Annotated in this window: 10 protein-coding genes; 7 read left to right on the forward strand and 3 right to left on the reverse strand. The window is 67.7% G+C overall.

Annotated elements, in window-relative coordinates; translation table 11 throughout:
* From U4E84_RS10680 to U4E84_RS10700, 5 genes are all read left to right on the forward strand, one after another.
* Nucleotides 1–858: selenium-binding protein SBP56-related protein (locus U4E84_RS10680; protein WP_322532078.1), on the forward strand; the 858-nt coding region annotated here is incomplete at its 5' end.
* 6 nt (nucleotides 859–864) lie between these two features.
* Entirely contained in the window at nucleotides 865–1,194 is a 330-nt protein-coding gene (locus tag U4E84_RS10685) for a 2Fe-2S iron-sulfur cluster-binding protein (protein WP_345785507.1), read from the forward strand.
* A 115-nt stretch (nucleotides 1,195–1,309) separates the two neighbouring features.
* Nucleotides 1,310–2,242, forward strand: a complete 933-nt coding sequence (locus U4E84_RS10690) for a hypothetical protein (protein WP_322532080.1) — start codon at nucleotides 1,310–1,312, stop codon at nucleotides 2,240–2,242.
* Nucleotides 2,243–2,275: 33 nt separating this feature from the next.
* Nucleotides 2,276–3,379, forward strand: coding sequence for a M48 family metalloprotease (locus U4E84_RS10695; RefSeq protein ID WP_322532081.1), 1,104 nt, complete (start codon nucleotides 2,276–2,278; stop codon nucleotides 3,377–3,379).
* Nucleotides 3,376–4,776: a PQQ-binding-like beta-propeller repeat protein gene (locus U4E84_RS10700; protein ID WP_322532082.1), complete on the forward strand. Its 1,401-nt coding sequence runs from the start codon at nucleotides 3,376–3,378 to the stop codon at nucleotides 4,774–4,776. Before U4E84_RS10695 ends, U4E84_RS10700 begins: the two co-directional genes overlap by 4 nt.
* Nucleotides 4,777–4,819: 43 nt before the next feature.
* Here U4E84_RS10700 and U4E84_RS10705 read toward each other — a convergent pair whose 3' ends face one another.
* The gene (locus U4E84_RS10705) at nucleotides 4,820–6,166 is read right to left on the reverse strand and encodes an alkaline phosphatase family protein (RefSeq protein WP_322532083.1); all 1,347 of its coding nucleotides are present in this window, start codon (nucleotides 6,164–6,166) and stop codon (nucleotides 4,820–4,822) included.
* A 154-nt stretch (nucleotides 6,167–6,320) separates the two neighbouring features.
* On the opposite strand from U4E84_RS10705, the gene U4E84_RS10710 reads away from it, so the two are divergent.
* Nucleotides 6,321–7,292, forward strand: coding sequence for a phosphoadenosine phosphosulfate reductase family protein (locus U4E84_RS10710; RefSeq protein ID WP_322532084.1), 972 nt, complete (start codon nucleotides 6,321–6,323; stop codon nucleotides 7,290–7,292).
* A gap of 108 nt (nucleotides 7,293–7,400) precedes the next feature.
* On the opposite strand, the gene U4E84_RS10715 is transcribed toward U4E84_RS10710, so the two are convergent.
* On the reverse strand, nucleotides 7,401–9,944 hold the full coding sequence (locus U4E84_RS10715; protein WP_322532085.1) for a hypothetical protein: 2,544 nt from the start codon (nucleotides 9,942–9,944) through the stop codon (nucleotides 7,401–7,403).
* Between the two features lie 148 nt (nucleotides 9,945–10,092).
* On the reverse strand, nucleotides 10,093–11,019 hold the full coding sequence (locus tag U4E84_RS10720; RefSeq protein ID WP_322532086.1) for an NAD-dependent epimerase/dehydratase family protein: 927 nt from the start codon (nucleotides 11,017–11,019) through the stop codon (nucleotides 10,093–10,095).
* Between the two features lie 161 nt (nucleotides 11,020–11,180).
* Between U4E84_RS10720 and glmM the strand changes: the two genes are divergently transcribed.
* Nucleotides 11,181–12,512, forward strand: coding sequence for a phosphoglucosamine mutase (glmM, locus tag U4E84_RS10725; protein ID WP_322532087.1), 1,332 nt, complete (start codon nucleotides 11,181–11,183; stop codon nucleotides 12,510–12,512).
* The last annotated feature ends 61 nt before the right edge of the window (nucleotides 12,513–12,573 follow it).

Raw genomic sequence — 12,573 nt, forward strand, 5'->3', positions numbered from 1 at the left:
TTCAGCATCGACGGTCACTGGGAGGCCGACCGCGGCGACATGGAGATGAACTACGACTACTGGTACCAGCCCCGCCACGACGTCATGATATCGAGCGAGTGGGCCGCGCCGAACACCTACTATCCGGGGTTCGACCTCGACGACGTCGAGGCGGGCGAGTACGGCGACAGCATCCACATCTGGTCGTGGGAGGACCGCGAGCACCTCCAGACGCTCGAGTTCGGGGAGCAGGGGCGGATTCCGCTCGAGGTCCGGATGAGCCACAACCCCGAGGAGACGCAGGGATACGTCGGCGCAGCGCTCTCCTCGAACATCATCCGTTTCTACGAGAAAAGCGACGGCGCGTGGGACTGGGACGTCGTCATCGACGAGGAGCCGCGCGAACACGAGGACTGGGACATGCCGGTGCCGCCGCTCATCACGGACATCCTGCTGTCGCTGGACGACCAGTACCTGTTCTTTTCGAACTGGCTCCACGGCGACGTTCGGATGTACGACGTGAGCGACGCGGGCAATCCGCGACTGGTCGATCGGGTGTGGGCCGGCGGCCTCTTCGGCGACCGGCAGACGGTGCAGGGCGAGGATATCCGCGGCTCGCCGCAGATGCTCCAGCTCTCCCGAGACGGCAAGCGGCTCTACTGGACGACGTCGCTGTTCTCGTCGTGGGACAACCAGTTCTTCCCGGACATCGCCACGGAGGGCTCGCTGATGTTCAAAGCCGATGTCTACCCCGACGAGGGGCGGCTGGAACTGGACGAGGAGTTCCTCGTCGACTTCGGTGACGCCCCGGGGGGACCCGCCCGAGCTCACGAGATCCGCTGGCCGGGCGGCGACTGCACGAGCGACGTCTGGCAGTGATCGGTCGTGACGAACGTGACGACCCACGCCGTCGAACTGGTCCGCCCGAACGGACAGACCGAGACGATTCGCGTCGAGGAGGGTGAGACGGTCGTCGACGCGGCGGAACGGACCGGCGAAGCCGTTCCGTACGGCTGTCTGTACGGGGTGTGTGGCACCTGCACCGCGGAACTGCTCGACGGCGAGATGAGCCACCAGACGTCACCACGGGCACTGAAACCGTCCTCCCTCGAAGCCGGGTACCTCCTCCTCTGTATCGCCACGCCCGAATCCGACTGTCGGCTACGCGTCGGCCACGGGATCCAAGCCGAGGTGGTCGGCACTCCGTGGAAGTGAGGCCCCTCGGCGACGAGCGTATTTCCGGTACCGGACGAGGGGATCCGGAGTGCGTCTCCCGTTGGGGGTCTCGACGAGGCAGTCAATTTATGTATCTCGACCGAAACGTGAGGCCATGGCGGCCCTCCACGCCCTCCGTCCGGCAGTCGGCGGTATCGTTCGCAATCCCATCCTCCTGCTCGTCACGGCGCTGTTCGGGCTCTCCCAGGTCCCCTCGCTCCTCGTGCCGCCGACGCGGCCGATTCTCTCGGCGCTGATCTCGCTCGGCACGTTCGGCGTGCTGGTCCTCGCGCTCCCCTTCTTCCAGGGCGGGGTGTTGGGGATGGCGAGCGAGGCGATCGCTGGGCGGACCGGGCTCGGAACGCTGGTCGCCGCGGGGAAGGAGCACTACCTGTCGCTGCTGCTCGGCTACTTCGTCCTGCTGGCGATCAACCTCGCGTTCGGCTTCGTCTCGTTCGTGGGCGGGGTCGTCGTCGTCGCGGGCGGCCTCGCGACCGCGGGGAGCGCCGACGCTCCCGGGATCGGGGTCAGCCCGACGCTGCTGGTGCTCCTCGCGCTCGTCGGGGGCGGGCTGCTCCTCGCGTACTTCCTCGTCAGCTTCGCCGTCCAGTTCTACGCTCACGCGGTCGTCCTCGACGACGCGGAGCTCGTCGCGGGGTTCCGCCGCAGCGTCCGGCTCGTCCGGTCGAACCCGGTGAGCGTCCTCGGCTACTCGCTCGTCCTCCTCGCGGGAAGCGTCTCATTCGGCACGCTGGCGGCGGTCGCGTCGCTCGTCCTCGGCGCGTTCTCGCGGACGGCGGGAATGGGGGACCCGTCGGGGACGGGAGGACCGTCGGAGATGGGAGGGACGCCGTTCGCCGACCTCGTCGCGATCGAGCCGTCCCCCCTCGTCGTCGCGGTGGCCGCCCTGGGGTACCTCCTGTTGACGGCCGCGTTCGGCGCGTTCTACGCGACGTACTCGGTCGCCTTCTACGAGGCGATCAGTCGAGACGAGGCCGGCGAGCCGGCGCGTCGCCCGCGCGGTGAGGCGGCCACCGACCGGATTTAAGCCCCGGGGAATCCAACGCGCGGATCGACACCGATGTCGCCCTCCATCGTCGAGACCCTTCGATCGCTGCGGTCCCGTGGACCGCTCCGGCCGTTCGATCACTCCGACGCCGACCGCCGCCTCGGCTCCGACCGCGGGCTCCGCCACCGGATGCTGATCGCGACCGGGCTGGTGGTCGCGCTCCCGTTCGCGTTCGCGTACACGTTCGTCTATCTCATCAACGCGGTCGGGCTCCCCCTCTTGGAGTGGGCGAACGAGCGCCCCTACACGGGGGAGTTCTACGTCGACCCGGTGTTCCTCGCGGTCGTCGTCCTCGGCGGGCTCGCGGTCCAGTACCGGTACGGCCCCCGGACCGTCCTGCGCTCCGTCGGCGGGCGGCGAGTGTCGCCCGAGGAGTACCCGGAGCTGCACGCCGCCGTCACGCGGGTGGCCGCGCAGGCGGACGTCCCGAAGCCGGACGTGGCCGTCGCGCAGACGGAGCTCCCGAACGCCTTCGCGGTCGGGACGCCCGGGGACGGCACCGTCGTCGTCACGACCGCGCTGCTGGAGCTACTGGAGGACGACGAGCGCGACGCCGTGCTGGCTCACGAGGCCGCACACCTCGCGAACCGCGACGCCAGCCTGATGACCGTCGCGTGGGTGCTCCCGACGGTGACGTACTACCTCGCCGTGGCCGCCTTCTACGTCCTCTACGGGCTTGTGAGGCTCCTCAGCGCCGGGGGCGGGTCCGGCGGCGACCGGGACGGACGGGCGCTCGCGGTGGGGCTCGTCGTGATCACCGCGAGCGCGGTCCTCACGCTCACCGTCTCGGCGATGTTCTGGTTCGGGAGCGTCCTGATCCACCGCGTGCTCTCGCGGTACCGCGAGTACGCCGCCGACCGCGCGGCCGCCGAGATCACCGGGTCGCCGGCGGCGCTCGCGAGCGCGCTGGCGACGCTCGACGAGTCGATGCCCGAGGTGCCCGAGCGCGACCTCCGAAAGTTCGACGGCGGCGCCGAGGCGCTGTACGTCGCGCCCCTGGAGAGCCGGGCGTTCAGCGACAAGGAGCTGGTGAGCACCGACGTGTTCCCGGAGACGCATCCGCCGACCCGCGAGCGGATCGCCCGGCTCCGCGAGATGGCAGGTGAGGCGGCGTGACAGAACCCGAGCCGAACGGAGCGCTCTCCCGCCGCCGCGTCCTCGCGGCGACCGGCGCCGGGGTCGCGAGCGCGCTCGCCGGCTGCGGCTACCGCCCCGGGGGCGGCGACCTCGCGTGGGAGTCGTCGATCGGGGGCGGCGGGTCGTTCGGGGCCGTCGAGCGGTGGTTCCTCCCGACCGCCGACCGGCTGGTCGTCGTGCGGAACCAGTCGGGAACGTCGTACGACTTCGAGTCCGAGGAGTGGTACGACTACGAGAACGCGGGCGTCACCGCCGTCGACGCCGCCGGACAGACCCGCCTCGACGCGACCACGGAGCGGCAGGCCGTCGGTGTGCCGGCCGTCAACTCGGACTCGGTGGTCGTCCCCGTGGAGGGTGGGCGCGTGACCGCGATCGACCGTGAGGCGGGGGCCGAGTCCGACGACGCGACCGTGGGCGGAGACACCGAAAGCGCGAACGCGACGGGGGACGGGGACGACGAGCGCGAGGAGGCGATCCGGTGGCGGGCCGACCTGCCGTCGGCGCTCACCGCGTCCTCGCGTGAGAGAGGCGACGACGGGGAGGATGCCGGCGGGGACGACGAGACCGGCACGGACGACGACACCGCCTCCACCCCGTTCGGCGTCCGCGCGAGCGACGCGCTCGTCGGCGCCGTCACCGACCGCGGAATCGCGGCGTTCGACGCCGAGACGGGCGACCGCGCGTTCGTCAGAGAGACCGACTCGCTGAACGGCGAGGGTGAGGCGGTCGCGGGCGCTCTCGCGCGCGTCGCGGTCGACGGCGAGGACGTCTGGACGGTCGTCTCCGACGCCGAATCGTCGGCGTCAGACGAGGACGCCGCGACGGTCGTTCGGTACGACCTGTCGGGCGACCGCCGCGCCGATCGGGCCGTGTCCGGCGGGGTCGACTGGGCGGTCGCCGTCGAGGGGACGCTCGTCGTCGGCGACGCGACCGCCGACGCTATCGCGGGGTACGACCGCGACCTCGAACGACGCTTCGAACTCGCGGTCGCGACGCCGACGAACCGCCCGCCGACGCGCGCTATCGGCGGCGGTCGCCTCTACTACGCGCTTGCCGGAGCGGTGCGAGCGGTCGACGTGGGGGCGGGGGCGCTCGCGTGGGAGCGCGAGGACCTCGCCGACGGGGACCTGCTGGCCACCGACGCGGACGGAATGTACGCGGCCGAGAGCGAGGACGGAACCGCCCCCGGCGAGGACGACGGCTCTCGGATCGTCGCCGTCGGCCTCGACGGGGAGAACCGGTGGACCGCGCCGCTCCCGGACGGCGTCGAGGCCGACGAGCTGTTCGCGGTCGACGGCCGGCTGATCGTCGTCGACGGGGGCGATTGGTACGGGTTTCGTGCGGCGCCCGGCGAGCGGCCGTCGCTGCTCGGGTGAGAGGGATGGCGGTGGCGCCGATGAGGCCGTTCGGTCGCCGGCGTTACTCCGCGAGAAGGCTCTCGCCGTCGAGGGAGCCGTCGACGTCGACCTCCATGAGATCGAGGATCGTCGGCGTCACGTCGAAGAGGTTCGAGCCCGCGACGTCGACGTCGGGGTCGGTGGTGTACAACAGCGAGTTCTCGAACTTGTGCATCCCGTTGCGGGGGCCCTCGGTGAAGACGGCCTCCTTGCCGCCGAAGCCGGACTTCAGGTCGAAGCCGTCCGCCGGGATGACGACGAGGTCGGGCGCGATCTCGTCGTGGTCGCCGTCGAAGACGGTCTCGCCTTTCACGATCCGCTTGCACACCCGTCGGCCGTCGGGGCCGGTGAGCGACTCGAGGTCGTCGACGAGCTCCTCGCGGACCGCCTCGTACTCCGACTCGGGGACGACGCCATCGGGCTCGCGGCCCTCCAGGTTGAGGTAGAAGCGGCCGGGGATGAGCGAGTACGCCCGCGTCTCGTCGTCGATGTCGCCGAGGGAGTCGTGGTCGTCGTCCTCGTAGGAGAGCCACCCCTCGTCGGCGAGGAACTGGTTGCAGTTCACCTCCCACGTCAGCTCGGTGAAGCCGTGGTCGGAGGCGACGATCAGGGTGGTGTCGTCGTCGAGGGAGTTGCGTATCTCGCCGATGTACCCGTCGAGCGTGCGGTAGAAGTCGAGGAACTCCTCGGCGTACTCGCCGTCGGTCGCGTAGTCGCCGAACAGGAAGTGGTTGACGCGGTCGGTGGTCATGTAGACGCCGAAAAACAGGTCCCAGTCGTCTTCGGCGAGGTAGTGGGTGAACACGTCGTGGCGGGCGTCGAGCGTGGCGTTGGCGTTCTCGATGAACTCGCTCTTGTCGTCGTCGTGGCCGAGCTTCGCGTTCACGTCGATGCGGTAGTCGCGGTCCCGGAGCACCCGTTCGACGTCGTCGTCGCTCGCGGCGGCGTCGAGGCCGGGCGAGAGGAAGCCGGAGACCTGTCGCTGGATCCGCGTCGACGGCGGGAACGTCACGGGGACGTTGAGCACGGTCGCGTCCCGGCCCGCGTCCGTGACGCGGTCCCACAGCCGCGTCGCCCGCACGTGTCGGCCCATCGGGACGTACGTCTCGTAGGAGTCGACCTCCCGGTCCTGGAAGCCGTACACGCCGGTCGCACCTGGGTTTCTCCCGGTGGTGAGGCTCGGCCAGCACGCGCTCGACTCCGGCGGCACGATGCTCTCCAAGCGTCCGGCCGACCCGGTCTCGGCGATCTCGGTCAGGTTCTCGAACACGTCGGGGTGATCCTGCACGAGGTCGTACGGTACGCCGTCGATCCCGAGGAAGACGACCCGCTCGTCGTCGTCGCCGCGCAGCCGATCGAACAGTCCCATGGCCCGTAGTTACGTCGTGTGGACATATCGCTTGTGTTCTGGCAACTCGCGCCGTCGCTCCCGCACGCCGGCAAGTCCCGCCGACCTCCCCGTTCGCTGGCAACGCGCGCCGATTCAGAAGGCCTATTCACCTTCGCGCTGATACGTCTGTCACATGAGCGACGACTTTCCGGCGAGCGTCGACGTCGACTACGCCGACGGCGAGGGCGAGGATCCGGCGGACTACCCGTCGCTGCAACACAAAATCGAGAAGGCGGTCGCGGTCACCCGCCAGGGCCTCGAACAGTACGACAACCCCGCGGTGATGTGGACGGGCGGGAAAGACTCCACGCTGACCCTGTACTTCATCAACCAGGTTGCCGAGCAGTACGGCTACGAGAAGCCCACCGCCGTCTTCATCGACCACTTCCAGCACTTCGAGGACATCACCGACTTCGTCGAGCGCTGGGCCGACGAGTGGGAGATCGACCTCGTCTACGCCCGCAACGAGGACGTCGGCGCGTACGTCAAAGAACACGGGCTCGAGCCGGGCGACGACATCCCCGTCGACGCGCTCAACGAGCAGAATCAGCACCACATCCGAGACATCCTCGAGTACGAGGAGGACACGTTCCCGTTCCTGTTGGACACGTACGTCGGGAACCACCTGCTGAAGACGGTCGCGCTCAACAACGCCTTGGAGGAGCACGACATCGACGGCGTCATCTCGGGCGTGCGCTGGGACGAACAGGAGGCGCGCGCCGACGAGACGTTCTTCTCGCCGCGTCACGACCCCGACCTCTTCCCGCCGCACGACCGGATCCAGCCCATCCTCCAGTTCGCGGAGGCCGACGTGTGGGAGGCGTTCTGGAACTACGTCGTCCCCGACACGGTCGCGGCGTTCCCCGACGACGGCTACGTCCCCCAGTCGGCCGACGACCTCCCCGAGGGCGTCGAGCAGGAAGACGTCCCGATCTCGCCGAAGTACTTCGCCGGGTTCCGCTCGCTCGGCAGCGAGGTCAGCACGGAGAAGACGACCGAAGAGCCCGCCTGGCTCCAGGACCTCGACGACACCACCGAACGCGCCGGCCGCGCCCAGGACAAGGAGGACCTGATGGAGCGGCTGCGCGACCTCGGTTACATGTAACGCCCGGTCGGAGCCGCTCACCGCACCGATCGCACCGTTCGACCGCGAACCCTCTCCACGCCGTCGCGGTTCGACGCCCCGTAAAATCGAGCGCAGGCACCCGTCCGGTTACGACCGCCGTCTCCGGGCCGCGAGCGCCGTCACGGCCACCGCGAGCACCGCGGCGATTACGCCGAATCCCGGAACACCCGACTCCGTCTCGGAGTCCAGCGACGTCGTCTCGTTGTCGCTCCCGCTGAACAGCTCGATCGAGCCCACCTCGTCCCCCTCGAGTGACACCGTTCCGCTCTCGGGCGGCACGAACGCGATCTCGAGCGTCGCACTCTCACCCGGGTCGAGCGACACCTCTCGTTCGGCGACGGGGTCGTCGTGCATCGCCACGGTGAGGGTCCGGGTCGCCGGACGGTCGCTGGGGTTCTCGACCGTCGTCCGGAGCGTCGTCTCGTAGCCGACCCTGACGCGATCCGCCGGCACCTCACTCTCGACGATCTCCACGCTCCCGGGGTCGTCTGGATCGACCGACTCCCCTGGCTCGTCTGCGTCGTCCGATTCGTCCTGTTCCTCAGAGCCATCAGACTCCTCGGTACTGTCGGAATCGTGCGACTCTTGAGACTCTCCAGAATCGTCCGGCTCGTCTTGTTCCGCGGGCTCGTCCGACTCGTCTTGTTCCGCAGGCTCGTCCGACTCGTCCCCTTCATCCGTCTCATCTGACTCCTCCGGCTCATCTGACTCGGTCGGCTCGTCCCGCTCTCCAGATTCGTTCGGCTCTTCAGACTCATTCGGTTCCTCGGAATCGTCCTGCTCCTCCGAGTCGTCTGACTCCTCGGAATCGTCCGAATCGTCCGACTCCTCGGGTTCATCTGAATCTTCAGGATCGTCCATTTCCTCAGATTCCTCTGACTCGTCAGATTCTTCAGAATCATCTGGCTCGTCCGGCTCCTCTGGGTCGTCCGATTCCTCTTGGTCGTCCGAACCGTCAGATTCCTCGGAATCGCTCGATTCGTCCGGTTCGTCAGCCTCGTTTGATCTCTCGGAATCGTCCGACGCGTCTTGTTCTCCCTGGTCAGCTGATTCGTTCGCCTCTTCCGACTCGTCAGCGTCGTTCGGTTCCTCCGCGTCATCTGACTCCCCGGAATCGGCTGGCCCATCCGGTTCCTCGGAACCGTTCGACCCCTCGGGTTCATCTGATTCTCCAGGATCGGCCGGTTCCCCGGTCCCGTCCGAGTCGTCCGGTTCCGCAGAGTCGTCCGAGCCGTTTGATTCGTCCTTTTCATCGGAACCGTCCGACTCGTCCGGTTCGTCTGTCTCATTTGACTCTTCGGAGTTGTTCGGATTCTCAGGATCGGCCGGTTCATCCTGGTCAGCAGATTCGTTCGACTCTTCTGGCTCGTCAGAATCGTTGGAATCGCTCGACCCCTCAGACTCATCTGACTCTTCAGGATCGTCCGATTCCTCAGAATTGTCGGGATCTCCCGGTTCCGCAGGGTCGTCCGAGCCGTTTGCCCCCTCTGGCTCCTCGGATTCATCCGACTCGTCCGGTTCGTCTGTCCCATTCGATTCCTCGGAGTTCTCAGACTCGTTCGGTTCGTCCTGGTCATCAGATTCGTTCGGCTCTTCAGACTCGGCAGGTTCGTTTGGCTCTTCAGGCTCATCTGATTCTCCAGAGTCGTCCGGTTCCTCGGAATCGTCGGAATCTTCCGACTCCTCAGAATCTTCAGACTCATCCGGTTCGTCAGTCTCGTTTGACCCCTCGGAATCGTCCGACTCGTCCGGTTCGTCCTGGTCATCAGAACCGTTCGACTCTTCCGGCTCGTCAGCGTCGCCTGGCTCCTCGGAATCGTCTGGCCCATCCGGTTCCTCGGAATCGTCCGATTCGTTCGTCTCGTCTGGCCCCTCAGAACCGTCAGCGTTGTCCGATTCCTGATCCGACTCTTCAGGCTCGTCTGGCTCGTCCTGTTCCGCGGAGTCGTCTCGCTCCTCTGAACCGTCGGAGCCGTTCGTCTCCTCGGGCTCAGTTGACTCCTCGGAGTCGTCTGATTCCTCGGAATCGTCCGAACCGTCAGAATCGTCTGGTTCTTCGCGATCGCTCGACTCGTCCGATTCGTCCGTCTCGTTTGGCTCCTCAGCGTCGTTCTGCTCCTCCGAGTCGTCTGACTCCCCGGAATCGTCGGGATCGTTCGCATCGCCCGATTCCTCAGCATCGTCTGACCCGTCAGCGTCATCTGATTCATTGGACTCGTCAGACTCATCGGATTCCTCAGACTCATCGGACTCGTCCTGTTCCTCGGACTCATCGGACTCGTCCTGTTCCTCGGACTCATCGGACTCGTCCGATCCATCGGGATCGTCGGAATCGCCTGTCTCTTCCGGCTTGTCTGACTCCTCATCGTCGTCGGAGCTAGAATTGGTAGCGTCGTCGGAGCCAGCGTTGTCGGGCTCCTCAGCGTCGGCCGTCCCGTTACCGACGTTCTCGCCGCTCAAGATGACTGTCGCGCGATCGTCCCCGAGGGTCGTGTCTTTCTCCAGGTCGTCGTCCGTCACGTGGAACTCGGCGTTTTCAGCGGCCGAGACGCCGACGCCCCCAGTGAGCGCTACTGCTGCGACGACCACTAGCAGACAGACACCGCTGACGGCGACCTCGCGGTCGGACATGGGCCCGCAAGCCGACCGAGAGCAATTGTTATAGGCGCCGAATTCGGCTTAAGTCGGGCTTATGTCGGCCGAATCGCTGCGGCGACCGTCACCACGATCGCTCGGCCCAGAGACGACATCGGCCGGCCGTCGGCAGTCGAACGACGCCTCAGCGCGCTTCTCCGTCCAGGTACGGCTCACATACCAGCTCGACGCCCTCCTCGAAGCTGATCTGCGGCTCCCAGCCGGTCGCCTCGTGGAACGTCGAGTAGTCGGCCATCGTGTCGTGGACGTAGCCGTCGAAGGGGCACTCGATGTACTCGGGGTCGACGTCGGTGCCGAGCGCGTCGTTGATCATCGCGACCATCTCGTTGAACGAGTACGCCTCCTGGGTGCCGACGTTGTACACGCCCGTGATCTCGTGGTCGGCGGCGAGCTCGCAGGCGCGGGCCACGTCCGAGACGTGCGTGAAGTCGCGCGTCTGGCTGCCGTCGCCGAACAGCTCGGGCGCCTCGCCAGAGGCGATCGCGTCGGCGAACTGCGCGACCGTGTTCGCGTACTCGCCCTTGTGCTTCTCGTTGCCGCCGAAGCCCTGATACACGGAGAAGAAGCGGAGGCCCGCCACGTTCATCCCGTGGTGGTTGGCGTAGTACTCCCCGTAGCGCTCGCGCGCGAGCTTGGAGGCCTCGTAGGCGGTGTGCGCCTCCACGTCCATGTCGACGGGCGAGGGCTCGGTGCGGCTGCCGTAGATGGATGAGGTGGAGGCGTAGACGACGGTGTCACACCCCTCGCGGCGGGCGCGCTCGACGGCGTTGACGAACCCCTCGACGTTGACGCGGCAGCCGCGCTGAGGGTCCTCCTCGTGCATGTTCCGCGAGGAGAGCGCGGCGAGGTGGAAGACGACGTCGACGTCGGCGGGGAAGTCGTCGTCGAGGACGTCCGCCTCGACGAACTCGACGTCGGGATCGAGGTTCTCGGCCGTCCCGAGGTACGCGTCGTCGACGGCGATCACGTCGTTGTCGCTCGCGAGGCGGTTCGCGAGGTTCGATCCGATGAAGCCCGCGCCGCCCGTGACGAGAACGCGCTTGTTCTGCATGGACCAATATTGTTGAGCCAGAACGATTATGGCTTCGGTTCGTGAACCCGGCGGTTCGTTTGCGGCCCACTCTCCGTGTTCGTATCTCAGTTCGGGACACGACCGGACATCACTCTCATCGGGACCCGAAGCGTCTTTTCGCCCCACGGAGAAACCGCGGTATGTTCGGAACCAGCGGCGTTCGGGGCCGCGTTGGCGAGGTGATCACTGCCGCGCTCGCGCTCGATATCGGGCGTGCATTAGTGGCAGACGGCGCCGACACGGTCGTCCTCGGGCGTGACGTACGCGAGAGCGGGCGCACGCTGAGTCGCGCCCTGTCGGCCGGGGTCACCGAGTGTGGCGGCGACGTGGTCGACGTGGGTGTCCAGCCGACGCCGACCGTTGCGCGCAGCGTCGTCCGCGAGGGCGCCGACGCCGGCGTCGTCATCACCGCCTCGCACAATCCGCCCCCCGACAACGGGATCAAGCTCTGGGCGGCCGACGGGCGCGCGTTCGACGAGGACGCGAACGCTCGCATCACGACGCTCGTCGAGACGCAGGCGTTCGACCTCGCCGCGTGGGACGAACTCGGCGAGTACCGCCGGCAGGAGGGTGCTCACGCCCACCACGAGCGCGCGCTCCGCGAGTCGGTCGCGCTCCCGGGCGACCTCACCGTCGTCGTCGACGTCGGGAACGGCGTCGGTCGCGTTACCGCCGACGCGCTCCACGCGGCCGGCTGTGACGTGGAGACGCTCAACGCGCAGCGGGACGGCCGATTCCCGGGGCGGCCGAGCGAGCCGACGGCCGCGAACTGTGAGACGGCCTGCGCGGTCGTCGAGGCCACCGAGGCGGACCTCGGGATCGTCCACGACGGCGACGCCGATCGGATGATGGCGATCGACGAGCGTGGTCGGTTCGTTCCCGGTGACGCGCTGCTCGCGTTGTTTGCCAGACGTGAGGCCGAGGCGGGTGACCGCGTGGCGGTCCCGATCGACACGAGCCTCCTCGTCGCCGACGCGCTCGCCGACGTCGGTGCCGAGGTGACGTACACGCCCGTCGGCGACGCGTACGTCGCGGCCGAAACGACGAACTCGGACGTCGTGTTCGGCGGCGAACCCAGCGGCGCGTGGATCTGGCCGGAGCAGACGCGGTGTCCCGACGGGCCCCTCGCCGCGTGTACGCTTGCCGCGCTGGTGAGCACCGAGGGATCGCTCGCGGCCTTGGTTGAGGAGCTCCCCACCTACCCGATTCGGCGAGACTCGGTACGCACCGACTCGAAGCAGGCCGTCGTCGAGCGCGTTGGAGAACTCGTCAGCGGGGAGTTCGATGACGTGTCGACGCTCGACGGCATCCGCGTGGAGACAGAGTCAGGATGGTTCCTCGTGCGTGCGAGCGGGACCGAACCGCTGGTGCGGATCACCGCCGAGGCGCGCGCGGAGACCGATGCCGACGGCCTGTTCGAGACGGCTCGTGGCCTCATCGACCGCGCCGGCGAGGAGATCCAGGCGAACTGATTCGGCTCTTCGGGGAACGTCTCGACGCGCTCAGTGACAATACCGCTCAGGCAAAGCGTTC

Source organism: Halorubrum sp. AD140, assembly GCF_034497445.1.
Lineage (GTDB): Archaea > Halobacteriota > Halobacteria > Halobacteriales > Haloferacaceae > Halorubrum.